The following is a 23,178-nucleotide window of genomic DNA, read 5'->3' on the forward strand; positions in this document are numbered from 1 at the left end:
CTGCGGTCAGCGTGCGCGGTTGAGTGTCTGCAGAGCGGCGCGCAGCAGCTGCGGCACGGGGGCCTGACCGCCCTCGGCGAGCGCGGCCTCGGCCTGCGGTGTCACGGCGGTCACCGCCTCGTCCGCCTCACGGGTCGCGTAGCCGAGCCCGATCAGGGCGGCCTGCAGCTGGTCGCGCCAGGAGTTGCTGACGGCGGTGCCGATGCCCTGCTGCCCGATGTGTGCGCCGACGGGCTCGCCGAGCCGGTCCTTGAGCTCGAGGAGGAGCTTCTGGGCGCCCTTCTTGCCGATGCCGGACACGGCGGTGAGCGCCTTCTCGTCACCGGTGGCGACGGCGATGCGCAGGGCGTCCGGGCTGTGGGTGGCCAGCATGGCCTGGGCGAGCCGGGGGCCGACGCCACTGGCGGTCTGGAGGAGCTCGAAGACCTGACGCTCGTCGTCGTCGGCGAAGCCGTAGAGGGTGAGCGAGTCCTCGCGCACGACGAGGGAGGTGGCCAGCTTGGCCTCCTGGCCGATCCGCAGGCCCGCGAGGGTGCCGGGTGCGCACTGGACGGCCATGCCGATGCCGCCGACCTCGATCACAGCCGTGGCCGGAGCGAGGGCGGCCACCGGGCCGGAGATGAAGGCGATCATGCGGTGCGGCCTTTCAGCGTGCGGTGGGCGGCGACGGCCTGCTGCAGTCGGTTCTGCGCGGGCGCGCGCCAGATGTGGCAGATGGCGAGGGCGAGGGCATCGGCGGCGTCGGCCGGTTTCGGCGGCGCGTCGAGCCGCAGCAGCCGGGTCACCATGGCGCCGACCTGTGCCTTGTCGGCACGTCCGGAGCCGGTGACGGCGGCCTTGACCTCGCTGGGGGTGTGCAGGGCGACCGGGATGCCCCGACGGGACGCGCAGAGCATGGCCACGGCGCTGGCCTGGGCGGTGCCCATCACCGTACGCACGTTGTGCTGGCTGAACACCCGCTCCACCGCGACGCATTCGGGCCGGTGCTCGTCGAGCCACTGCTCGATGCCCTGCTCGATGGCGACCAGCCGGTGGCCGAGCTCCGCGTCGGCCGGAGTCCGGACGACGCCGACGCCGATCATCGCCAGCGGCCGGCCGGCGACTCCCTCGACGACTCCGACACCGCACCGGGTCAGCCCCGGGTCCACGCCCAACACCCGCATGAATGGGCCCCCTCCGCCGCTCGGTCATCTGTTCCCGCAGGCTATCGGCTGCCGCTGACAATGCGACGGGCCGACGGGGTGTGTCCCGTCGGCCCGTCGGTGCCCTGTGTGCCGCCGCCTCAGGCGTCGACCTTCTCCATGACCTCGTCGGAGACGTCGAAGTTGGCGAAGACGTTCTGCACGTCGTCGCTGTCCTCCAGCGCGTCGATCAGCTTGAAGATCTTGCGCGCGCCCTCCTCGTCCAGCTCGACCTGCATGGTCGGGACGAAATTGGCCTCGGCCGAGTCGTAGTCGATGCCGGCTTCCTGCAGCGCCGTGCGGACCGCGACCATGTCGGTGGCCTCGCTGAGCACCTCGAAGGTGTCACCGAGGTCGTTGACCTCCTCGGCGCCCGCGTCGAGCACCGCACCGAGGACGTCGTCCTCGGCCAGCTCGCCCTTGGGGACGATGACCACACCCTTGCGGTTGAACAGGTACGAGACCGAGCCCGGGTCCGCCATCGAACCGCCGTTGCGGGTCATGGCGACACGGACGTCGGACGCGGCACGGTTGCGGTTGTCGGTGAGGCACTCGATGAGCACCGCGACGCCGTTCGGGCCGTAGCCCTCGTACATGATCGTCTCGTAGTCGGCGCCACCGGCCTCGAGACCGGCACCGCGCTTGACCGCCGAGTCGATGTTCTTGTTCGGGACCGAGCTCTTCTTGGCCTTCTGGATGGCGTCGAAGAGGGTCGGGTTACCGGACACGTCGGCGCCGCCCGTACGGGCCGCGACCTCGATGTTCTTGATCATCTTCGCGAAGAGCTTGCCGCGCTTGGCGTCGATCACGGCCTTCTTGTGCTTCGTCGTAGCCCATTTAGAGTGGCCGGACATCTGCCTTCTCCTTCGCGTCACCAAAATCGATCCGAACCCGAGAGATCCTACCGGGATCGGATCAGGCCACGGCGCGCACCATGTCGGTGAAGAGCGCGTGCACCCGGTGGTCCCCGGTCAGCTCGGGGTGGAACGACGTGGCCAGTGCGTTTCCCTGGCGTACGGCCACGATATGCCCACCGTGCACCGCGACGACCTCCGCGCGGGCGCCGACCGACTCCACCCAGGGCGCCCGGATGAAGACGCCGTCGACGGGTCCGCCCGGCACTCCGTCGACCTCGACGGCCGCCTCGAAGGACTCGTTCTGCCGCCCGAAAGCGTTACGTCGCACGATCATGTCGATGCCGCCGACCGTCTCCTGGCCGGGCATGGGGTATCCCCTGCTCGAACGGAGCTGAGAGCTTGGGGAAGGGTCGAGGATCTTGTCGGCGAGCAGGATCATCCCGGCGCAGGTGCCGTAGACCGGCATACCGGCGGCCACCCGCTCGCGCAGCGGCTCCAGCATGCCGAAGAGGACGGCCAGCTTGGACATCGTGGTGGACTCACCACCGGGTATGACGAGTCCGTCGACCTCGGCGAGCTCCTCGGGGCGCCGGACCGGCCTGGCCACGGCGTCCGCCGAGGCCAGGGCGATCAGGTGTTCCCGTACGTCGCCCTGGAGTGCCAGGACTCCGACGACAGGGGTGTCGGTCATCGGTGCTTACCAGCCGCGGTTGGCGTAGCGCTCGCCCTCAGGCAGCGTGTCGCAGTTGATACCGACCATGGCCTCGCCCAGGTTGCGGGAGGCGTCCGCGATGACCTTCGGGTCGTCGTAGAACGTGGTGGCCTTCACGATGGCGGCGGCGCGCTTGGCAGGGTCACCGGACTTGAAGATGCCGGAGCCCACGAAGACGCCCTCGGCGCCGAGCTGCCGCATCAGGGCCGCGTCCGCGGGAGTGGCCACGCCGCCTGCCGAGAACAGTACGACGGGCAGCCGACCGAGCTCGGAGACCTCCTTGACCAGCTCGTACGGGGCGCGGAGCTCCTTGGCGGCGGCGTACAGCTCGTTGTTGTCGTAGCCGCGCAGCCGGGCGATCTCGTTCTTGATCTGGCGCAGGTGGCGGACCGCCTCGACGACGTTGCCCGTGCCCGCCTCGCCCTTCGAGCGGATCATCGCGGCGCCTTCGGCGATACGGCGCAGGGCCTCACCCAGGTTGGTGGCGCCGCAGACGAAGGGGGTGGTGAAGGCGAACTTGTCGCTGTGGTTGACCTCGTCGGCGGGGGTGAGGACCTCGGACTCGTCGATGTAGTCGACGCCGAGGGACTGAAGTACCTGGGCCTCGACGAAGTGGCCGATGCGGGACTTCGCCATGACGGGGACGGAGACGGCCTCGATGATCTCTTCGATCATGGTGGGGTCCGACATCCGGGCCACGCCGCCGTCCTTACGGATGTCGGCCGGCACCCGCTCCAGGGCCATGACGGCCACGGCGCCCGCGTCCTCGGCGATCTTCGCCTGTTCGGCATTGACGACGTCCATGATCACGCCGCCCTTGAGCTGCTCGGCCATGCCGCGCTTGACGCGGGCGGTGCCGGTGGCCGGGGTCTCGGCGGACTGCGGGGTGCTGGGAAGCGTGGACACGGAACGACCTCACTGGGGTGGAGAAAACGCTGGATCCTGCAGCCCTGAGCAAACGCTCCGGGAGCAGTCCACAGCAAGGGCCAATGAGCAGCCTGTGGATCGTTCTGTACGCCGGCCGGGTCCCGCTCTCAGCTTCCGGGCCGGTCCGCCAGGGCGACCGGTGGCTCGTCGTCCATCTCGAACGCGAGCGGGAACGGGGCGTGGCCCGCGAGCCGGAACAGCCTCACCGTCCGGTGCCTGCGCAGCGCGCGGGCGGCACGCACCGAGTCGTTGTGGAAACGGCGCGCCATCGGTACGCGGCGTACCGCGGCGGCCAGTTCCTCGGCCGCCTCCTCACCGCCCGGGTACTCCTTCACCGCCTCGACCTGCGCCGTCTCGCCGAACACGGCCCGCAGGGAGGTGCTCAGCTCGCTCTCGGCGACCTCGCGCAGCTCCTCCTCGGCCTGCCGCGCCGCGTGCGCCGCCTCGTACAGCACCATCGACGCGGCCGGGTCCAGGACCCCGGAGGTGGCCAGCTCCTGGGTGACCGAGGCACGGCGCAGCAACTGGGCGTCCAGCGCCGCCCGGGCCGCGTCTATACGGGCGTGCAGCCGGTCGAGCCGCCCGGCGGTCCAGCTGAGATACAGGCCGATCGCGACCAGGGCGACGACGGTCCAGATGAGGATTTCGATCACGGGCGGCAAGGCTACCGTCGGCGGGACCCGTCCGGGGCCGCCGGTACGCCCCGCGCTCAGTCCCTTGCGAGGCCGAAGCGCGCGCGGAGCCCGGTGCGTTCGTCGGTGTCGACGGCCGCCGCCCCGTCCGTGACCGTCTCGTACACCGCGAGGATGTCCGCGCCGACCGTCGTCCAGTCGAAGCGGCGCACATGCGCGCTGCCCCGCTCCCGCAGCCCCGCACGCCGCTCCGGGTCGCCCAGGAGCCGGATCGCGGCCTCGGCCAGCGCCTCCGCGTCCTCGTTGGCGAACAGGTCGCCCGCGGCCCCCTGGTCGAGCACCTGCGCGAACGCGTCCAGGTCGCTGGCGAGGACGGGTGCTCCCGCCGACAGAGCCTCGACCAGGATGATGCCGAAGCTCTCGCCGCCGGTGTTCGGCGCGACGTACACATCGACGCTCCGCAGCAGCCGAGCCTTGTCCTCGTCGCTCACCATGCCGAGGAACTCGACGCGCGAGCGCAGCTCCTTCGGCAGCGAGGCGACCGCCTCCTCCTCGTCACCGCGTCCCGCGACCAGCAGCCGGGTCTCCGGGCGGGCCGCGAGGATCGCGGGGAGAGCCTTCATCAGGACGGGCAGCCCCTTGCGCGGCTCGTCGATGCGCCCCACGAAGCCGAGGGTGTCCCCCTGCCACTCGGCCTTCGGCTCGGCCCGGGCGAAGAAGTCCACGTCGACGCCGTTGGGGATGAGCACGGCGTCCCCGCCGAGGTGCTCGACCAGCGTCCGCCGCGCGTACTCACTCACCGCGATCCGCGCACTGATCTTCTCCAGCGCCGGCTGGAGGATCGGGTACGCCGCGATCATGGCACGGGAACGCGGATTGGACGTGTGGAACGTGGCGACGATCGGTCCCTGCGCCGCCCAGCAGGCCAGCAGCCCCACCGAGGGCGTGGTGGGCTCGTGGATGTGGATGACGTCGAAGGTGCCGTCGTTCAGCCAGCGGCGAACCCGGGCAGCGGTCAGGAAGCCGAAGTTCAGCCTGGCCACGGAGCCGTTGTACCGGACGGGCACGGCCCGGCCGGCGGACACGACGTACGGCGGGAGCGGCGTCTCGTCGTCGGCGGGCGCGAGCACCGAGACCTCGTGGCCGAGGCTGATCAGATGCTCGGCGAGGTCGCGGATGTGGAACTGCACCCCGCCCGGCACGTCCCAGGAGTACGGGCAGACGATGCCGATCTTCACGGAGCTTCCCCCTGGGTTTCCAGATCGGAGAGCCAGAGCCGCTGCAGCATGTGCCAGTCCTCCGGATGCTCGGCGATCCCGGTGGCGAAGGCATCGGCCAGCGCCTGTGTCATGGAGGACGTCTTCTCGGCCCGGGTACCTGACTCCGGGACGGCGACGGGCGGATGGACCTGTACCCGCATGACCGGCGTGCCGTCGTACCAGAGGGTCACGGGCAGCAGCAGCGCGCCGGTCTGCTGGGCCAGCAGCGCCGGCCCGGCGGGCATGCGCGCGGTGTCACCGAAGAAGCTGACCTCGACTCCGGAGGCCGACAGGTCGCGGTCGGCCACGAGGCAGACCAGCCCTCCCGAGCGCAGCCGCCGGGCCAGGGTCCCGAACGCGGCCCCTCCGTTGTGCGGAAGGACCTCCATGCCCAGCCCCTGGCGGTAGGCCACGAACCGGTCGTAGAGGGTTTCCGGCTTGAGCCGCTCGGCGACCGTCGTGAACGGCACCTTCAGGTCCGTGGTGACCCACGCCCCCGCCAGGTCCCAGTTCCCCAGGTGCGGCAGCGCGAGGACGACCCCCTGGCCCGCGTCGAGGCCCTCGGTGAGCCGGTGGGCGTCGCGGACCTCTATCGAGGCCTTGATCCGCTGCGGACTCCAGGTCGGCAGCCGGAAGGACTCCATCCAGTAGCGCATGTACGAGCGCATGCCGGCCTTCGACAGCTCGGCGAGCCGGGCGGCGTCCGCGTCGGGCACCACCCGGGCGAGGTTCGACTCCAGCCGCAGCACGGACTTCCCTCGCCGCTTCCACACCTGGTCGGCCAGGGTGCGGAAGAGCGCGGCCGCGGCCGGTTCGGGAAGCTTCTTGACCGCGCCCCAGCCGAGGCCGTAGAGCCCGTCGGTCAGTCGTCCCCGCAGATCGGATCCGGTGCCGCTCACTGGGCGGCCTCGCTCCCCTGTTCCGCCGTCCCGCCCTGGGCGGCCGCAGCGGCATCGGCCTCGGCCGACTCCCTGCGCACGGTCACCACTCGCTGGACCAGCGTCACCAGGCTGCCCACGGCGACGATCCACAGCGCGATCGGCAGCAGGACCTGGATGCCCGGCACCCCGAAGCCGTGCAGCCCGGCGAGGCCGGCGGCGACCAGCGAGATCACGAGCCGCTCGGCGCGCTCCACCAGTCCGTTCACCGCGACCGGCAGGCCGATCGACTCACCCCGCGCCTTCGTGTACGAGACGACCTGGCCGCTGGCCAGGCAGAAGATCGCGACCGCGCACAGCACCTCGTCGTCGCCGCCGCCCGCGTACCAGAGCGCGAACCCGGCGAAGATCGCCCCGTCCGCCACCCGGTCGAGTGTCGAGTCCAGGAACGCGCCCCACCGGCTGGAGATCCCGGCCTGCCGGGCCATGTTGCCGTCGACGAGGTCCGAGAAGACGAAGACCGTGATCACGATCGTGCCCCAGAAGAACTCCCCCATCGGGAAGAAGACCAGCGCACCTGCCATCACTCCGGCCGTGCCGACGAGAGTGACCGCGTCGGGGCTGACCCCGAGGCGGAGCAGCAGAGCGGCGAACGGTGTGAGGACACGCGTAAAAAATGCACGCGCGTACTTGTTCAGCATGGCCTTCCCGAGGTTCGGTGGGCACCGCGCGGCCCTTGCGGCCACCGGCTGGCCCATCGTAGTCACGAGCCGCGCCGGGTAACGGCGGGGCACCCCGTCCCGCCGGATGTCCCGGAAGTCACGCTTCGCCGTGCGCGACGTATGGACGGCGTCCGGCACGAGTGAAAAGCTCGAATGACCGCGGGCGTCGCCGAAGCCGCCGCGTCGGCTCCGCCCGTCCACTCCCCAGCTCTCGCGGCACCACGCCACCGACCGGGAGGCAGGCATCATGGGCGACAGGACGCATACGCACACCGGAGCCGCCGGCAGGGCATCGACGGCCGACCGGCCCGCTTCCCTGCGGAACGTGGTGCTGGTCGGCCACAGCGGTTCGGGCAAGACCACTCTGGTCGAGGCACTCGCGCTGACGGCCGGGGCGCTCAACCGGGCCGGCCGGGTCGAGGACGGCGCGACCGTCTCCGACCACGACGAGATCGAACAGCGCCGGCGACGCTCCGTACAGCTCTCGCTGGTCCCCGTGGAATGGGACGGCTACAAGATCAACCTGCTGGACACCCCCGGCTACGCGGACTTCGTCGGGGAACTCAGGGCCGGTCTGCGCGCGGCGGACGCGGCCCTCTTCGTCGTCTCGGCCGCCCAGGAGGCCGACGCCGTGGCAGGCACCACCCGCGCGGTCTGGGAGGAGTGTGCTGCGGTCGGGATGCCCCGGGCCGTCGTCGTCACCCACCTCGACACCGCGCGTACGTCCTTCGACGAGATGACCCGGATCTGCAGCCGGATCTTCGGGCACGACGACCCCGACGCCGTGCTCCCCCTCCATCTGCCGGTGCAGGGCCCCGAGGGCCCTGACGGACACGCCCCGCTCACCGGACTCACCGGACTCCTCACCCAGCGGATCTTCGACTACTCGTCGGGGGAACGGCAGGAGTCACCGCCCGACGGTGACCAGCGGGCTCCGCTCCAGGAGGCCCGTGACCGGCTCATCGAGGGGATCATCGCCGAGAGCGAGGACGAGACCCTGATGGACCACTACCTCGGTGGCGGCGGGATCGACACCGCGACCCTCGTCGACGACCTGGAACGCGCCGTCGCACGCGGCTCCTTCCACCCCGTCCTCACCGCCGCACCGGCCGCCGACGGCGCCCGCCAGGGCATCGGCACCGTGGAACTCCTCGACCTGATCACCCGCGGCTTCCCCTCCCCCGAGGAACGCGTCCTGCCCGCAGTCACCACCCCGGACGGCAGGCCACGCCCCGCCCCCGTCTGCGACCCGTCGGCGCCCCTGGTCGCCGAGGTCGTGAAGACCTCGTCCGACCCCTATGTCGGACGGGTCTCCCTCGTCCGAGTCTTCTCCGGCACCCTGCGCCCCGACGACAGCGTGCACGTGTGCGGCCACGGCCTCACCGAACCCGGAGGCGGGACGCGCCCCCGCCACGAAGCCGATGTGCGCGTCGGCGCCCTCTCCGAGCCCTTCGGCACACAGCAGCGCCCCCTGGACAACTGCATCGCCGGCGATCTCGCCTGCGTCTCCAGACTGGGCGGGGCGGAGACCGGGGACACCCTCTCCGGCAACGACGACCCGCTGCTGATGGAGCCGTGGGCCATGCCCGACCCGCTGCTCCCGCTGGCGGTCCGCGCCCACGGCAAGGCCGACGAGGACAAACTCTCGCAGGGCCTGTCCCGCCTGGTCGCCGAGGACCCCACCATGCGGCTGGAGCAGAACCAGGACACCCACCAGGTCGTCCTGTGGTGCATGGGCGAGGCACACACGGAGGTCGCGCTGGAACGCCTGCGCAGCAGGTACGGCGTGCAGGTCGACGCCGAACCCCATCGCGTGCCGCTGCGCGAGACCTTCGCCTCACGGACCGTCGGACGGGGCCGGCACGTCAAGCAGTCCGGCGGCCACGGCCAGTACGCCGTCTGCGAGATCGAGGTGGAGCCGCTGGCCCCCGGTACCGGCATCGAGTTCGTCGACAAGGTGGTCGGCGGCTCGGTGCCGCGGCAGTTCATCGCCTCCGTGGAGAAGGGCGTACGCAACCAGGCGGCCCGCGGTGTCGCGGCCGGGCACCCGCTCGTCGACGTGCGCGTCACTTTGCTCGACGGGAAGTCGCACGCGGTGGACTCCTCCGACGCCGCCTTCCAGACCGCGGGCGCGCTGGCGCTGCGCGAGGCCGCGGCCGACACCCGCATCCAGCTCCTCGAACCCGTCGCGAGGGTCGGCGTCCTGGTTCCCGACGACTACGTGGGGGCCGTCATGAGCGACCTCGCCGGGCGACGTGGACGGGTCGTCGGCACCGAACAGGAGACCGGGGAGCGCACACTCGTGCGCGCCGAGGTGCCGGAGATCGAGATCGGCAGGTACACCGTCGACCTCCGCTCCCTGACGCACGGCACCGGACGGTTCGACCGGGCGTACGCCCGGCACGAGCCGATGCCTCCGCAACTCGCCGACCGCATCCGCGAAGCACAGGAAACCAGCACAAAAGTCGGCTAGCTGACTGGATATGACCTCTTATGCCCGCCCCCCGCCTCATCGCCCGGCGGACGCACGGCTCGGACGGTACGCTGTGGGCCCAGCTCAGAAGGTGTGCGACGTACGGTAGTTGGGAACAGCCGCAGGAGCAGACCGTGCGGGCGAGTGGGGGCGACAGTGGCCAACGACGGATTCGATTTCTCTCCTGGGGCGCAGATCCCGCTCCAGGGTTCGGGAGGACAGGCGGTGGCGACCAACGCCCTCGCCTCCGCCGCGTACCGCGACAGCGACGTGTCGGAGATCCTCAAGGCCAACAGCGAGTGGCACAAGTCCGAGGTGAAATCGGGCGAGTCGAAGCTGTTCAAGGCCGACTATTTCAAGCCGAATCTGGGCGAGGCGTTCTCCCGGGCCGTTCAGGAACGCATGCTCGGCGGCGGCCGCAACGCGCTCATCCAGTCCTTCGGCACCGATCCGCAGACCGTCGTGGAGCACTGCCTCTCCGCGACCCGGCTGCGTAAGGCGCGCGACGCGAAGCTGACCCTGGTCACCGGCGTCTTCGGCTTCGCCTTCCTGCCCGGCCTGGTCCTCTGGGTCCTCGCCTTCCGGCTGCGCGACACCCTGGCCAACTCGAAGGACAAATTCCTCCGGGCGCTGGGCGGCGTCCTGCTCGTCGTGCTCGGCGGCGCCGCCGCGTTCTTCCTGATCACGATGCCCCTCACCGGTTTCCTGGCCCTCTACCTGCGCGCCGCCGCCGTCGCCCCGCTGATCGGCTGGCTGCTCGCCAAACGGATCGCGGAGTCCTCGACCAAGGACCTGCGGGCCCGCTGGGAAGGGCTCCTCTCCGGCGCCGGCGTCAGCGCGAAGATCCCCGAAGCCGTACCCAAGAACCCCAACGAGACCGCCCGCGAGGCCCTGCGCCAGGGCCTGGAGAAGCTCTCCGCCGAGCAGCAGTCCAACGCCGTGTTCTACGCGGGCCCCAAGGGCATCCTCGGCATGGGAACCCGCTGGGGCAGCTGGCAGCTCGCCGAGGAACTCACCCCCGCGGACCCGACCCGGGAGATCCACCAGTTCCGCAGCTGGGACGTCGTGCGTGCCATCCACGACCAGCTGAAGATGCTGGAACGCGGCCCGCTGAACACCGGCGGATTCCCCACGCCGTCCGTCAAGCACTGGATCGTCTCGCCCATCGGCGAGAACGCGGACTCCGTCTCCCGCCCGGAGGGCGAGGACGTCGCCACCTTCCAGGTCAAGCCGCACGAGATACAGCGCATCTGCAACCACCAGCAGTTCGGCAGCGGCAACCGGCACTACCTGGGCGTCCAGTTCACCCTCTGGGACGGCCAGCTGGTGATCACGATGCTGATCACCGTCACCGTGCTCCACGAGACCCTGCGGATCGAGGTCACCGGACACGCGTTGGGGCCCGTCCACTCCCTCTTCTTCTCCAAGCCGGAGGCGCCGACCAAGACGGTCAAGAAGGCGGTCAGGTTCTGGGAGACCCGCAAGATCTCCCTCCCCCTGGTCAAGGCGACGGAGGTCGTCAGGCTCTCCCTGCGCGCCCCCTTCACGTGGTACCCGCCGCTCCTCGACTACCTGGGCGGCAAGATCGTCCTGCCCGAGCCCTTCGGGCTGCGCCACGCGTGGGCGGCCAAGCCCTGGGGCCACCGTTTCATGGCCGACGACGCCATGCGGACGGCCACCCCGGTCCTGCGCGTCGTCCACTCGGCGACGATGCGGGTCCTGAAGGAGCACGGCGCCGACACCGAGCGCTTCGACAACCGCTCCATGATCCTCAGCGGCATGGTCCAGGACGCCGCCCCGAGGAAGGCCGACGTCTACGACGCGTGAGCCCGCCCGGGGCGGTACCCGCTCAGAGGGACGGCAGCTCGGCCGGCCACACACCGGCCAGCATCGTCCGGGTGTCCCCCAGCAGTTGCGGGAGCACCTTGGTGTGCCCGACGACCGGCATGAAGTTGGTGTCCCCGCCCCAGCGCGGCACCACGTGCTGGTGGAGGTGGGCGGCGATGCCGGCGCCGGCCTCCGCGCCCTGGTTCATCCCGATGTTGAAGCCGTGCGCACCGGAGGCGGCCCGCAGCGCGACCATGGCCCGCTTGGTGAAGTCGGCCAGCTCCGCGGTCTCCGGTCCGTCGAGCTCCGTGTAGTCGGCCACGTGCCGGTACGGCACCACCATCAGGTGCCCGCCGTTGTACGGGTACAGGTTCAGCACCGCGTAGACCTTCTCGCCCCGCGTGACGATGAGCCCGTCCTCGTCCGACTTCGACGGAATCTCGCAGAACGGACAGCCGTCCCCGGCCCCCGGGCCGCTCGGCTTGCTCTCACCCTGGATGTAGGCCATCCGGTGGGGCGTCCACAGGCGCTGGAACGCGTCGGGCGTCCCCACTCCGATCTGCTGCTCCGGCTCACTCGTCATGCCCGTCAGCATATTGCGTGGGCCCCGGCGCGCGTGTCGCCGGGGCCGACCCCGTCGGCACACCGGGATGCTGGCGCCATGAGCGACCGTCCTACGGCCCCCGCGTCCCCCGACCGGCTGACGGAATGGGAGCGGCGCACCGAAGTGCCGCTCCTCGCCGCGGCACTCGTCTTCCTCGCCGGCTACGCGGTCCGCGTCCTCGCCCCCGTCGGCGCCCAGCTCTGGCGCGACATCGCCCTCGCCCTCGTCGCCGCCACCTGGCTGCTCTTCGCCGTGGACTACGGCGTACGGCTCCGGCTCAGCGGCCGGGGCGCCCGTTTCGTGCACAGTCACTGGCTGGACACGGTGGTCCTGCTCCTGCCGCTGCTGCGCCCGCTGCGCGTGGTCCAGGTCTACACGGCGGTCCAGCAGCGCACGGACCGCCCCAGGCTGAGCCTGTACGCCCGGGTGATGACGTACGCGAGCCTCACCGCCGTGCTCCTGGGCTTCTCCGCCGCGCTCGCGGTGTACCACCAGGAGCAGGGGGCGCCCGGCGCCACGATCCGTACGTTCGGCGACGCGGCCTGGTGGGCCTGCGCGACGCTCACGACGGTGGGCTACGGCGACGCGGTGCCGGTGACGCCGGGCGGCCGGGTGATCGCGGCCTGCCTGATGGCCTGCGGGCTGGCTCTGCTGGGGGCGGTGACGGGGTCGTTCTCGTCGTGGCTGGTGGAGGTGTTCAAGCGGGAGGACGAGAAGCGGCCCCCGGGGAGCGCGTAGCTCTCCGGGGGCCGCTTCGGGGATCACACCTGTACGCGACGCTCCACCACGTCGACGAGCTTGGCGATCGCCTCGTCACGGGCGATGCCGTTCTCCTGCGAGCCGTCGCGGTAGCGGAAGGAGACCGTACCCGCGTTCATGTCGTCGTCCCCCACGATGATCATGAACGGAACCTTGGCCTTCTGATGGTTCCGGATCTTCTTCTGCATCCGGTCGGAGGAGGCGTCCACCTCGACCCGCAGCCCCTTCTTCCGGGCCTCCGCGGCGAACTCCTGGAGGTACGGGATGTGGGTGTCACCGATCGGGATGCCGACTGCCTGGACCGGGGACAGCCAGACCGGGAACGCGCCCGCGTAGTGCTCGAGCAGCACCGCGAAGAAACGCTCGATGGAGCCGAAGAGCGCGCGGTGGATCATGACCGGGCGCTGCTTGGTGCCGTCCGGGCCGGTGTACTCCAGGTCGAAGCGCTCCGGGAGGTTGAAGTCGAGCTGCACGGTCGACATCTGCCAGGTACGCCCGATGGCGTCCTTGCACTGAACCGAGATCTTCGGGCCGTAGAAGGCCGCGCCGCCCGGGTCCGGGACCAGCGGGAGGCCCTGCTTCTCGGCGACCTGACGCAGCGTCTCGGTGGCCTCCTCCCAGGCCTCGTCCGAGCCGACGAACTTCTCCGGGTCCTTGGTGGAGAGCTCCAGGTAGAAGTCCGTGAGGCCGTAGTCACGGAGGAGGTTCAGGACGAAGGTGAGCGTCCGGTCGAGCTCCTCCGCCATCTGCTCCCTGGTGCAGTAGATGTGCGCGTCGTCCTGGGTGAATCCGCGCGAGCGGGTCAGACCGTGGACGACACCCGACTTCTCGTACCGGTACACCGTGCCGAACTCGAAGAGGCGCAGCGGCAGTTCACGGTAGGAACGGCCGCGCGCGTCGAAGATCAGGTTGTGCATCGGGCAGTTCATCGGCTTGAGGTAGTAGTCCACCCCGTCGTCGAGCTGCATGGGCGGGTACATGCCGTCGGCGTACCAGTCCAGGTGGCCGGACTTCTCGAAGAGCTTGCCCTTGGTGGCGTGCGGGCTGTAGACGAACTCGTAGCCCTCCTCCTCGTGGCGGCGCCGCGAGTAGTCCTCCATGGCCCGCCGGATGACGCCGCCCTTGGGGTGGAAGACGGCGAGACCGGGTCCGATCTCGTCGGGGAAGGAGAAGAGGTCCAGCTCGTTGCCGAGCTTGCGGTGGTCGCGCTTGGCGGCCTCCTCCAGGAACGTGAGGTGCGCCTTGAGCTCGTCCTTGGTGGGCCAGGCGGTCCCGTAGATGCGCTGGAGCATGGGGTTCTTCTCGCTGCCCCGCCAGTACGCCGCGGCGTTCCGCATCAGCTTGAACGCGGGGATGAACCGGGTGGTCGGCAGGTGCGGGCCCCGGCAGAGGTCCTTCCAGCACAGGTCGCCGGTCTTGGCGTCCAGGTTGTCGTAGATGGTCAGCTCGCCGCCGCCCACCTCGACGTCCGCGCCGTCGTCGGACGAAGCGGAGCCCTTGATGCCGATGAGCTCCAGCTTGTACGGCTCGTCGGCGAGCTCCTCGCGGGCCGCCTCGTCGGTGACGACGCGGCGGGAGAACCGCTGCCCGCGCTTCTGGATCTCCTGCATCTTCTTCTCGACGGCCTTGAGGTCCTCGGGCGTGAACGGCTTCTCGACGTCGAAGTCGTAGTAGAAGCCGTCCTTGACCGGCGGGCCGATGCCCAGCTTGGCCTCGGGGAAGAGCTCCTGCACCGCCTGCGCCATGACGTGCGCGGTGGAGTGCCGCAGGATGTTCAGGCCGTCCTCGGAGGAGATCTCGACGGGCTCGACGACCTCGCCGTCCTTGAGCTCGTACGCGAGGTCCCGCAGCTCGCCCTCTACCCTGGCGGCGACGACGGTGCGCTGCCCGGGGAAGAGCTCGGCGGCCGTCGTTCCCGTCGTCACCACGTGCTCTTCCCGCTCGGAATCGCGTTGGATGATCACACGGACGTCTGACACCGGTCTCTCCTGACTGAGGGGGTGCGTCGCTTTCCTCTTGCGCGCGCGAGAGGAATCGTACCGAGCCGGGGGGCCTCGACGCGAAAGGGATACCGGGCCCAACGCCTCTCGTCCGGATCAGGCCGGGCCCGATCAGGACGAAGGACCCTCGTCCTCGTCCCCGTACACGCCTCCTCGAAGAAGTCGATGTTCTCGTGGAGCGACTTCATCAGCCGGTCCCGCTCCGCCTCGTCCACCTGGACCGGCGTGACCTGGGAGGCGCCGCCGAGCCGCCGGAAACCGCCCCGGTTCCTCAGCCTGCCCTCCACCCGCAGGGGGAGTCCGACCAGGTGGGCGTGGCCCGCGATCCGGTAGGCCTCCTCGTCGAGCTCGATCCGTACGTGCGCGACCTCCGCTCCCGCCAGCACCCGCAGCCGTACGACGCCGGGGCCGCGCGGCCCCGAGCGGCGCAGCCGTACGACGGCTCCGGTGATCCGTACGGGAACGGCGGGCTCCTCCTGCAGATAGCGCGCTCCCGCCAGCCTGAGGGCGGGCAGGTCGCCGGGCGAGAACTCGACGGGCCCGGGGCTCGCCGGGCAGCCTTCGGGGGTTCCGGCGGCGGGCGCCCAGGCCAGCGTGACCCTGGCGCCTTCCACTCCCCGGACGAGCGCGACGACCGCTTCGGTCAGTTCCCGGCTGACGCCGGCGGCGACCGCGGCGTCGAACGCCTCCATCCCGCCGGTGGCGCGCTGGTAGTCGACGGCTTCACGGGCCGCGTGGAGCGCCGCGTAGAGCTGTACGGCGACGGCTCGTCCCGCGTGGACGGGAACGAACGCGGTGAGGCAGCGGCCGTCGGCCGCAGGCCCGACGAGGGTGCATCCAGGGCGCGCCTGGCCTTCCCGCGGTGCCGGGCGCCGTGGTAGCCGGCACGGCCGCGCACGGCGAGGGATCCGGCGGGGAGGATCTGCCGGGCCGCCGTGCGCAGCTGGTCGGCGCCGGTCCAGTCGGCGGCGGCCGCGTCGCCTTCGGGGACGTCACGGCACCAGCGGATCTCGTCGCTGGGCACCGTGAGGGCGAGCAGGATGTCGCGGGCGGAGGGGGCTGCGCTGCGGGTGAGCGCGGTGAGGGCTTCGGCCAGCAGGTCCTCGCTGTCGGGGAAGGCGGCGGTGTCCGGCACCAGCAGGCTGGTGCCGGCGGTGGCGGGGCCGGGCGGGACCCAGCGGCTGTAGCGCCCGGGTGTGCCTCCGCGCCGGTGCCAGCCGTGCCGCCGGAGCAGGGCTCCGAGAGCGGCGGGGGCGACATGTGCGGGGTCGGGGGCCGGTCCGGGGTCCGGGCTGGCGGCGTACGGATGTGTGCGGCTGCCCGCCGGGATCGTCCCTCCGGTGGGCTCGTCCGTCGACCGGTGCATCAGGGTCTCCCTCCCGCCCCGACTCGGGCCATGATGTCGCAGAGTGCGCGGTCGTCGAAGATCCGCGAGGTCGGTATCCGCACGGTGGTCCGGTTCCGGCCCGTCACCGGGTGGCCGGCCAGGTTCGCCCAGTAGCAGCAGTGCCGCAGCTCCAGCCGTTCGTGTCCGGCCCGCAGCCAGTCGTCCTGGCTGCGGGGGACGAGCATCACGACCAGGATCTTGTGCACGGACACGGGGGTGCGCGCGAGCTTCACCAGATGGGCGTTGTCGAGGGTGAAGGAGAACGCGGCGCCGGGTGGACGCGGGGGGAGCTGGTAGGTGCATGTGAGCTGCACCTTGATGGTCACTTCGTCGTCGACGGTGTGGTCGGGGGCGCCGTGGCTGACGTGCCAGTCGATGCCGTTGCCGGGAAAGGGCTGCGAGAGGGAGCAGCCGGCCGCGGCTGCCACCGCGTGGAGGTAGCCCACCTGGAGGGTCTCCATGCAGGCGGTGGTGGCGAGTGTGCCGCGCAGTGGTGGTGCGCTCCGCTGCTGCGGCGGCTTTCCCCCGTGGTCCTCGGTGCGGGCGGGACTCCCTGGGGTCGGCTGCGCGAGCGCCATGGCTCCGTGCCTTCCGGGCTGTGCCGACCGGTTGCCCGGTCTCCGCTGGCGGGCTGGTCAACTTCCTTGCTCGTCCCTTGTGTTGTCACCGCAGGAGCCGGGCCGTAAACGGCGTACCAGGCATAGGGCGCGGGTATCACCGAACCGGGCAGAGGAATCCCGCCATCTGCCGAGCAGGCGCGAGGAGTTCGGGGATGATGCATTGGTTCGAGGGGCCGCTGGCGGCTTTTGACACCGAGACGACAGGCGTGGATGTCGAGGAGGACCGGATCGTTTCGGCCGCTCTCGTCGTGCAGGACGCCGCGGGCGGACGGCTCCGCGTCACCCGCTGGCTGGTCAATCCGGGGATTCCGGTGCCGCCCGGCGCCACCGAGATCCACGGTCTGACCGACGACCATCTGCAGCGCAACGGCCGGTGGCCCGCACCGGTCGTCGAGGAGATAGCCCGGGCACTGGCGGAGCAGTGCGCGACGGGACGGCCGCTGGTCGTGATGAACGCGCCGTTCGATCTGACCCTGCTGGACCGGGAGCTGAGGCGCCACCGGGCGTCGTCGCTGGCCGGCTACCTGGGGAACAAGCCGCTGTGCGTGCTGGATCCGCGGGTGCTGGACAAGCATCTGGACCGCTACCGCAAGGGCCGTCGCACACTGACGGACCTGTGTGAGCTGTACGGGGTGACGCTGGACGGTGCGCACGACGCGGCGGCCGACGCGGCGGCGTCGCTCGAACTGGTGCGGGCCGTGGGCCGGCGGTTCTCCGCCCGGCTGGAGCGGCTGTCACCGGCGGAGGTGCACTCGCTGCAGGCCGTGTGGCATGCGGCTCAGGCGCGCGGGCTGGAGGCCTGGTTCGAGAAGAACGGTGGGGCGGAGGCGGTGGATCCGGCGTGGCCGTTGCGTCCGCAGCTTCCTGCGGCGGCCTGATCCGGGCCGGGTACGCGAAAGCCGGTCCGTCGGTGACACTGACGGACCGGCTTTTCCCGGGTGGGCGATACTGGTTTCGAACCAGTGACCTCTTCGGTGTGAACGAAGCGCTCTCCCACTGAGCTAATCGCCCGGGAACGGGTTGAACCATACAGGGCGTGGTGCCCTGGGTTCAAACTCCTACTCAGTCGAGGAACGTCGAGGAACTGAGTATCCGAGCGCATGTACGCGGGTGTGGCAGCCACCACACTCCCGTACATGAGACATGTGCCGCCACCCGCCGAGGAATTGGCCCTCCTCGATCATGAACTGGTCCGGCTCGACGCCCGTCGGCTGCACCTGCTGAACCGTCGTGCCTGGCTGCTGAGCGTGCTGCGTGCACCGGCGGCGCCCGCGTCTCCTCCGGCGCCTGTGGCCCCGCCCTTCCCCCGGCCGTACGCCGCGCCCGCCGCCCCCTCGCACGGCACGCAGAATGTGCTGCTGGTCCTCGGCGGTCTGCTGCTGACGGTCGCGGCGATCGCGTTCACCCTGTTCAGCTGGGGCGAGATGGGCATCGCGGGCCGTTCGGCGGTGCTGGCGGCGGTGACCGCGGGCGGGCTGGTGGCGCCCGCGCTGCTGCTCGGCCGCGCGCTGCCGTCGACGGCGGAGGCGGTGGCCGCTCTGGCCCTGGTGCTGACGGTGCTGGACGCGGTCGCGCTGCACGCGGTCGCGGCGCCGGAGGCGGACGTGCTCGTGTTCTCGGCGGTCGCGTCTGCGGTGCTGGTGGTGGTGTGGACCGCGTACGGGCTGCTGCTCGGCCGGCTGCGGGTGCCGCTGCCCGCGGCTGTGGTGGCGGGGCAACTGCCGCTGGTGTTCACCGCCTGGGCGGCCGGGGCATCCGCTACCGGCTTCGGCTGGGCGCTCCTGGTGACGGCGGCGGCGGATGTCGCCGTGGCGCTGTGGGGCCGGGGGCTCGTGGTGCGGGTCACGGCGTGCGCCGGGGCGTTGCTGACGGGGCTGATCTCGCTGGCGCTGGGTCTGGGGCTGTCCCTGTCCGCCGACGGCGTGCGCGGGGCCGTGGGCCCGGGAGCGCTGCTGCTGGCCGGGGCGGCGGTGGCGGTGGCCGGGGCGTGGCGGGCACCGAGGGAGACGGCCGTCCTCGGGGGTGTCGTGGCGGGCCTCGCGGCGGTGGCCGCAGTGGGCGGTGTGCCGGGCGCGGTGCTGCCGTGGGACCGGGCGGTCGTGGTGTACCTGCTGTGCGGCGCGGCCCTGTCGGTGGTGCTGCGGCTCCGGGTGCCGCGGCCGGTGGTCTCAGGGGTCCTGGGCGCGTCGGCTGCGGTGGTGGCGGGCGCGGTGCTGTGGGCGGCGCCCGTGGTGGCCGCGGTGCTGCTGGGGCCGGTGTCCGTGACGGCGGAGGTGTGGTCCGGTGCTCCGGAGGGGTTCCGGGGCGCGCTGGTCCCCTCGATTCCGTGGTCGGAGTCGGTCGCTTCCCCTGTGGTGCTCGGGCTCGCGGCGGGTCTGACGGCGGCGCTCCACGTCAGGTGGCCGAGGGCACTCCCGGAGAAGGGCCGGCCCGTCGCGGCGCCCGGTGCGGCGGTTCTGGGCTGGGGTGCGGTTCATGCGCTGCTCGCGGTGGCGGATGTGCCGTACGCGGTGGCGGTGTGCGTGGAGCTGCTGCTGGTCGCGGCGCTGCTGGCCCTCGTGGTGCGGCGCGCTGCCGACGCGGTCGCGGTGACCTGCCTGGTGTGCGCGCTGGTGGGGGCCATGAGTGTGGGGCTGCTCGGGCTGGCCGCGGAGCCCGCGACGTACGCCGTGTACGGGGTGCTGGTGGTGCTGTTCGCCGGCGCCACGGCCGGTTCGAAGGTGCCCGTGGTGCGGTCGGTGCTCGCCTGCGCCTCGGTGCTGTGCGCGATCGCGGTCGCCGTCGCCACGGGGGCGTCGCTGGGGTGGAGCGCCCCGCACACGGCTCCGCTGGTGCTCGTGGTGACGGCGGTGACGGTGCTGCTCGGGTCGCGGGTGCGGGTGCCGGTGGTGGCGGTTTCGGTGGAGCTCGCGGGGGCGTTCGCGGCGGTGGTCGCCGTGGGTACGGCGGTGACGGACGCGCCGGTCCTGGCGCTGGTGCTGGGGCTGTGCGGTGTGCTCGCCGCCGCCACGGCGCTACGGCCCGAGCGCCGGCGGGTGGCGGGGTATCCGGCGGCGGCGCTGTTCGTGGCGGCGGCGTGGGTGCGGCTGGCGGCTTCGGGGGTGACGGACCCCGAGGCGTACACGCTGCCGGTGTCGCTGGCCGCGTTCGTGGTGGGGTGGCTGCGCCGCCGCAGGGATCCGGCCGCGTCCTCGTGGGTGGCGTACGGTCCTGCCCTGTCCATGACGATGGTGCCGAGCCTCGCGGTGGCGTGGGGTGATCCGCACTGGCTGCGGCCCCTGCTGCTGGGGGCCGCCGCACTGGTGGTGACCCTGGTGGGTGCCCGCCTGCGGCTGCAGGCGCCCCTGGTGCTGGGCGGTTCGGTCCTGGCGCTGGACGGCCTGCACGAGCTCGCCCCGCATGTGGTCCAGGTCTTCGACGCACTCCCCCGCTGGGCTCCCCCGGCGCTCGCCGGGCTGCTTCTGCTCGCGGTCGGTGCGACCTACGAGCAACGGCTGCGCGACGCGCGCCGGGTGCGGGAGAGCTTCGGCCGGATGCGTTAGGGCATCGTGCCCGGTGCCGGACGCGTTACGGCATCCTGTCCCCGATGAGGGCGAGGTTCTCGATGGCGGCGAGCCCGTAGAGCGCGGTGTCGTTGGTGTAGACCCAGTTGGCCTCGGTGCCCGGGACGGTCGTGACGGGTCCGGTCACCTCCTCGGTCTTCCAGGGGGCCGATTCCTTGTATCCGTCGCTGTTGTAGAACTTCTCCCAGGCGCGGGCGGCGAGCTTCTCGTCGCCCGTCTGGACCGCGGCGTAGGCGTCGAGGCGCGAGTGGCCCTGGAAGAGGATGAGGCTGCCGAAGTTGGAGCCGTAGCGGGCCGCCTGTTCGGTCTTGGTGGCGTTGAAGTACCGGCAGTAGTCGAGGTACGCCTCCTTGAACTCCGGTACGTCGACGCCGACGAGGTCGATGAGCTCGGCGCACAGCTCGTTCAGGCCGAAGACCGCCGAGAGGTGCGAGACGCTGACGACGGGCTCGGTGGCGACCGCGAACTTCCCGGTGTCGAGGTCGTAGAGGCCGCTGCCCTGGACGAAGCCGTTGGGCTGGGCGGCGATCGTCTCCATGGTTCCGAGGATGCGGGCCTTGGCCTTCGCGGCCTGCGGGCCACCCCTCTCCCATTCGGTGAGCCAGGCGGAGACCAGCCCGCTCCAGTCGGTTCCGAAGCCGACGGACAGGGCGTGCCGGTCCGGGGTGTAGGGCTCGGTGCGGATCTTGCGGAGCGGGTCGAGGGCGAGGAAGGTCTCGTCGGAGTCGACGTTGGCGCGCATCAGGTCGCCGACGCGTTCGTCGGCGGTGAGGAAGTAGTAGAAGCGCCGGTAGGTGGTGTTGGCGATGCGCTGCTGCTTGGCGCTGTCCGCGTAGTGCTGGATGCCGTGGCGGGTGCCGAGGCCGGCCCACTGGCCGAGGTGGTAGACGTCGACCTCGCCGGTGTGCCGGGTCATGGCCTCGGCGAAGCGGAAGATGTCGGCGCGGCCGGAGCGCAGGTAGGCGTACCAGAGCCAGAGGTCGGGTGAGAGCTCGGAGTTGTCCCAGGCGTACCCGCCGACGTCGTAGCGCCACTGGTGGCGGGCCGGGTCGTAGGAGTGCATGACGTCGCCGTAGTCCCAGAAGCCGTACCAGCGCCGCATGTCGACCTGGTCCTTGTAGTACGTGAAGAGGAAGTCGAGGTGGTCCTCGATCTTCGCCTTGGCCGGGGTCGAGCGGTCGACCGGGGAGAACAGTCCGCCGAAGACCTTCGCGGCGATCAGCTGGGCGGGCGGCGCGACGAGCTGGGGAAGGGTGCGGACGGCCTCGGTCTGCTGGGCGAGCGCGGTGGCGCCGGGGGTGGAGTCATGGGCCCAGAAGAGGAGTTCGCTGGTGCGGGCGATGCCGTAGGGGGTGCCGAAGCCGGGTTCGTAGTCCTCGTAGGTGATGTTGAGGCCCTCGAGCTGTTCGGCGTACGTGTCCTGGCCGAGGCCGTCGTGGTAGAAGCGCAGGTCCATCGGTTCGGCCTCGGGCGACCAGAGCCACACGGTGACCTCGGCGGCGTCGGTGTGGGCGTCGCGGATGTCGAGCTGGGCGGGGAACTTCTCCCAGAAGTCGCGCAGCCCGAAGGCGAGTCCGCCGCTCGCACCTCCGACGTACCCGAAGCCGGAGGCCCGTCGGCCGCCGCCCGCCGCGATCCAGCCGTGGCCCTTCTTGGTGCGCTTGCGCAGGGAGAACCCGTCGGCGGACAGCTGGCTCAGGGTGTAGTCGCCCCAGGTGGGGATGAGGTGGAGGCGGCTGGTGACGCGCTGGTCCCAGGTGGCGGGATCGGGCAGCTTCGTGCCTTCGAACTGGGCTGCCTGGACGGCGGCTCCGGGGTCGCGGCGCAGTCCCGTGATGCCCTTGACGGCCTCACGGAGCATGCCGGTGCCCTCGCCGCCGATCCGGATGTGCCGGTCGTAGGCCTCGTCCCGCATGGGTACGGTGAAGCGGACGCCGAGGCCGCGGATGAAGTCACCGCTCGCCTCACCGGGTTCCTGGGTGCCGTCGAAGGTGATGGTGTGCACCATGCGGAACGACTCGGCGCCGGCGTAGAAGTAGAGCCGGACGGAGAACGGCAGCCAGGACCGCTTCCCCCTGCGGTGCTTGCCCTCGATCCGGACGACGGCGCGGACCGGGCCGCTCTGTTCGACCTCGGTGGTGGTGACGGCGCTCTCGAACCGTTCGTACGACTCGCGTCCTTGGTCACCGTCCTCGATCTCGCCCTGGCGGATCAGGACGAGCCGGCCGTCCTTGGCGATCTCGGTGGATCCGCGGGTGAGGGAGGTGATGAGTGAGGAGCCGGACTTCCCGATCTTCGCGGTGACGACACCGGTGGAGACGGTGACGGTGGAGCCGGTGTTCCTGACGGTGACCTTGTGGGCGGGCCCGGCGGGCGCGCCCGGGCCGAGGACGAACTTCCTGGCGCCGGCGGCTTCGGGGCCCACCGCGTGCGCGGTCCACTTCGCGGAGCCGTCGGGCCAGGTGGCGGTCGTCCACGACTGCACCGGGACGTCCTTGCCGTCCTCCGTGGCCAGCGCGAAGTTCTGGTCCTTCGGGTACAGACCCTTGGGCCAGGGCACGCCGAGCGTGGAGCCGGGGGCCGCGCCGAGTCCGCCGGACTCCAGCCAGGTCAGGGTGACGGGTTCGCCGGTGTGCTCCGCGCTCTGGACCGCCGACGCGGGGGTGGCGCCGAGGGACCAGCTGAACTGTGCGGCCGCGCCGGCCGCTGCGGCCGCCTTCAGGAGCGTTCTGCGGGGCATCCTGGACATGGGTGTGCCTCTCTCCGTGCGGATTCGG

At 71.3% G+C, this 23,178-nt stretch carries 18 protein-coding genes, 1 tRNA gene and 1 pseudogene; 5 read left to right on the forward strand and 15 right to left on the reverse strand.

The features are described 5' to 3' along the window. Positions 1–6 precede the first annotated feature (6 nt). From ruvA to pgsA, 9 genes are all read right to left on the reverse strand, one after another. Complete coding sequence (gene ruvA, locus ACFYQ5_RS21495) at positions 7–633, reverse strand: Holliday junction branch migration protein RuvA (RefSeq protein ID WP_389199514.1); 627 nt, start codon at positions 631–633, stop codon at positions 7–9. Further along, positions 630–1,163 carry a crossover junction endodeoxyribonuclease RuvC gene (gene ruvC / locus ACFYQ5_RS21500; protein ID WP_389199516.1) on the reverse strand — a complete coding sequence of 178 codons (534 nt, stop codon included), beginning with the start codon at positions 1,161–1,163 and terminating at the stop codon, positions 630–632. Before ruvC ends, ruvA begins: the two co-directional genes overlap by 4 nt. 119 nt (positions 1,164–1,282) lie before the next feature. After that, the gene (locus ACFYQ5_RS21505; RefSeq protein WP_389199518.1) at positions 1,283–2,035 is read right to left on the reverse strand and encodes a YebC/PmpR family DNA-binding transcriptional regulator; all 753 of its coding nucleotides are present in this window, start codon (positions 2,033–2,035) and stop codon (positions 1,283–1,285) included. Positions 2,036–2,096: 61 nt separating this feature from the next. Beyond that, a complete protein-coding gene (pdxT, locus tag ACFYQ5_RS21510) occupies positions 2,097–2,729 on the reverse strand; it encodes a pyridoxal 5'-phosphate synthase glutaminase subunit PdxT (RefSeq protein ID WP_389199520.1) in 633 nt (210 codons plus the stop codon). A 6-nt stretch (positions 2,730–2,735) separates the two neighbouring features. Beyond that, complete coding sequence (pdxS, locus tag ACFYQ5_RS21515) at positions 2,736–3,656, reverse strand: pyridoxal 5'-phosphate synthase lyase subunit PdxS (protein ID WP_389199522.1); 921 nt, start codon at positions 3,654–3,656, stop codon at positions 2,736–2,738. A gap of 128 nt (positions 3,657–3,784) precedes the next feature. Beyond that, positions 3,785–4,330 carry a hypothetical protein gene (locus ACFYQ5_RS21520; RefSeq protein WP_389199523.1) on the reverse strand — a complete coding sequence of 182 codons (546 nt, stop codon included), beginning with the start codon at positions 4,328–4,330 and terminating at the stop codon, positions 3,785–3,787. A 56-nt stretch (positions 4,331–4,386) separates the two neighbouring features. Further along, positions 4,387–5,547, reverse strand: coding sequence for a glycosyltransferase family 4 protein (locus tag ACFYQ5_RS21525; protein WP_389199525.1), 1,161 nt, complete (start codon positions 5,545–5,547; stop codon positions 4,387–4,389). Continuing rightward, the gene (locus tag ACFYQ5_RS21530) at positions 5,544–6,467 is read right to left on the reverse strand and encodes a phosphatidylinositol mannoside acyltransferase (RefSeq protein WP_389199526.1); all 924 of its coding nucleotides are present in this window, start codon (positions 6,465–6,467) and stop codon (positions 5,544–5,546) included. Before ACFYQ5_RS21530 ends, ACFYQ5_RS21525 begins: the two co-directional genes overlap by 4 nt. After that, positions 6,464–7,147, reverse strand: coding sequence for a phosphatidylinositol phosphate synthase (gene pgsA, locus ACFYQ5_RS21535; protein ID WP_389199528.1), 684 nt, complete (start codon positions 7,145–7,147; stop codon positions 6,464–6,466). The genes ACFYQ5_RS21530 and pgsA overlap by 4 nt, the downstream gene beginning before the upstream one ends. A 268-nt stretch (positions 7,148–7,415) precedes the next feature. Here pgsA and ACFYQ5_RS21540 point away from each other — a divergent pair, with 268 nt between their 5' ends. Both ACFYQ5_RS21540 and ACFYQ5_RS21545 read left to right on the forward strand, forming a co-directional pair. Further along, on the forward strand, positions 7,416–9,641 hold the full coding sequence (locus tag ACFYQ5_RS21540; protein ID WP_389199529.1) for an elongation factor G-like protein EF-G2: 2,226 nt from the start codon (positions 7,416–7,418) through the stop codon (positions 9,639–9,641). Positions 9,642–9,797: 156 nt separating this feature from the next. Further along, positions 9,798–11,468, forward strand: coding sequence for a hypothetical protein (locus tag ACFYQ5_RS21545; protein ID WP_389199775.1), 1,671 nt, complete (start codon positions 9,798–9,800; stop codon positions 11,466–11,468). A gap of 22 nt (positions 11,469–11,490) precedes the next feature. Here the strand turns inward: ACFYQ5_RS21545 and ACFYQ5_RS21550 are convergent, their stop codons facing one another. Beyond that, positions 11,491–12,063 (reverse strand): HIT family protein, encoded by a 573-nt coding sequence (locus ACFYQ5_RS21550; protein ID WP_389199530.1) that lies wholly within the window; start codon positions 12,061–12,063, stop codon positions 11,491–11,493. 66 nt (positions 12,064–12,129) lie between these two features. On the opposite strand from ACFYQ5_RS21550, the gene ACFYQ5_RS21555 reads away from it, so the two are divergent. Then, positions 12,130–12,810, forward strand: coding sequence for a potassium channel family protein (locus tag ACFYQ5_RS21555; RefSeq protein ID WP_389199532.1), 681 nt, complete (start codon positions 12,130–12,132; stop codon positions 12,808–12,810). A gap of 23 nt (positions 12,811–12,833) precedes the next feature. Here the strand turns inward: ACFYQ5_RS21555 and thrS are convergent, their stop codons facing one another. The 3 genes and pseudogenes from thrS to ACFYQ5_RS21570 all read right to left on the reverse strand — a co-directional run bounded on the left by thrS (position 12,834) and on the right by ACFYQ5_RS21570 (position 16,796). Then, positions 12,834–14,810 (reverse strand): threonine--tRNA ligase, encoded by a 1,977-nt coding sequence (thrS, locus tag ACFYQ5_RS21560; protein WP_389199534.1) that lies wholly within the window; start codon positions 14,808–14,810, stop codon positions 12,834–12,836. Positions 14,811–14,968: 158 nt separating this feature from the next. Then, positions 14,969–16,197 (reverse strand): annotated as a pseudogene (locus tag ACFYQ5_RS21565) (hypothetical protein); the annotation flags it as partial. Continuing rightward, complete coding sequence (locus ACFYQ5_RS21570) at positions 16,197–16,796, reverse strand: DUF4365 domain-containing protein (protein ID WP_389199535.1); 600 nt, start codon at positions 16,794–16,796, stop codon at positions 16,197–16,199. The pseudogene ACFYQ5_RS21565 and the gene ACFYQ5_RS21570, both read right to left, overlap by 1 nt. A gap of 194 nt (positions 16,797–16,990) precedes the next feature. Between ACFYQ5_RS21570 and ACFYQ5_RS21575 the strand changes: the two genes are divergently transcribed. After that, complete coding sequence (locus ACFYQ5_RS21575) at positions 16,991–17,716, forward strand: 3'-5' exonuclease (RefSeq protein WP_389199537.1); 726 nt, start codon at positions 16,991–16,993, stop codon at positions 17,714–17,716. A gap of 61 nt (positions 17,717–17,777) precedes the next feature. On the opposite strand, the gene ACFYQ5_RS21580 is transcribed toward ACFYQ5_RS21575, so the two are convergent. After that, a tRNA-Val gene (locus ACFYQ5_RS21580) sits at positions 17,778–17,849 on the reverse strand. 125 nt (positions 17,850–17,974) lie between these two features. Here ACFYQ5_RS21580 and ACFYQ5_RS21585 point away from each other — a divergent pair. Next, the gene (locus ACFYQ5_RS21585) at positions 17,975–20,380 is read left to right on the forward strand and encodes an SCO7613 C-terminal domain-containing membrane protein (RefSeq protein ID WP_389199538.1); all 2,406 of its coding nucleotides are present in this window, start codon (positions 17,975–17,977) and stop codon (positions 20,378–20,380) included. 25 nt (positions 20,381–20,405) lie between these two features. On the opposite strand, the gene ACFYQ5_RS21590 is transcribed toward ACFYQ5_RS21585, so the two are convergent. Then, entirely contained in the window at positions 20,406–23,150 is a 2,745-nt protein-coding gene (locus tag ACFYQ5_RS21590) for a Tat pathway signal sequence domain protein (protein WP_389199539.1), read from the reverse strand. Between the last annotated feature and the right edge of the window lie 28 nt (positions 23,151–23,178).

The sequence above is a fragment of the Streptomyces sp. NPDC005794 genome (genome assembly GCF_042871445.1).
GTDB lineage: Bacteria > Actinomycetota > Actinomycetes > Streptomycetales > Streptomycetaceae > Streptomyces.

What these genes read in the sequence shown, in the direction of transcription:
- ruvA (WP_389199514.1), bottom strand. Translation starts at nt 633, where the DNA reads ATGATCGCCTTCATCTCCGGCCCGGTGGCCGCCCTCGCTCCGGCCACG.
- ruvC (WP_389199516.1), bottom strand. Translation starts at nt 1,163, where the DNA reads ATGCGGGTGTTGGGCGTGGACCCGGGGCTGACCCGGTGCGGTGTCGGA.
- ACFYQ5_RS21505 (WP_389199518.1), bottom strand. Translation starts at nt 2,035, where the DNA reads ATGTCCGGCCACTCTAAATGGGCTACGACGAAGCACAAGAAGGCCGTG.
- pdxT (WP_389199520.1), bottom strand. Translation starts at nt 2,729, where the DNA reads ATGACCGACACCCCTGTCGTCGGAGTCCTGGCACTCCAGGGCGACGTA.
- pgsA (WP_389199528.1), bottom strand. Translation starts at nt 7,147, where the DNA reads ATGCTGAACAAGTACGCGCGTGCATTTTTTACGCGTGTCCTCACACCG.
- ACFYQ5_RS21540 (WP_389199529.1), top strand. Translation starts at nt 7,416, where the DNA reads ATGGGCGACAGGACGCATACGCACACCGGAGCCGCCGGCAGGGCATCG.
- ACFYQ5_RS21550 (WP_389199530.1), bottom strand. Translation starts at nt 12,063, where the DNA reads ATGCTGACGGGCATGACGAGTGAGCCGGAGCAGCAGATCGGAGTGGGG.
- ACFYQ5_RS21555 (WP_389199532.1), top strand. Translation starts at nt 12,130, where the DNA reads ATGAGCGACCGTCCTACGGCCCCCGCGTCCCCCGACCGGCTGACGGAA.
- ACFYQ5_RS21570 (WP_389199535.1), bottom strand. Translation starts at nt 16,796, where the DNA reads ATGGCGCTCGCGCAGCCGACCCCAGGGAGTCCCGCCCGCACCGAGGAC.
- ACFYQ5_RS21575 (WP_389199537.1), top strand. Translation starts at nt 16,991, where the DNA reads ATGATGCATTGGTTCGAGGGGCCGCTGGCGGCTTTTGACACCGAGACG.
- ACFYQ5_RS21585 (WP_389199538.1), top strand. Translation starts at nt 17,975, where the DNA reads ATGAGACATGTGCCGCCACCCGCCGAGGAATTGGCCCTCCTCGATCAT.
- ACFYQ5_RS21590 (WP_389199539.1), bottom strand. Translation starts at nt 23,150, where the DNA reads ATGTCCAGGATGCCCCGCAGAACGCTCCTGAAGGCGGCCGCAGCGGCC.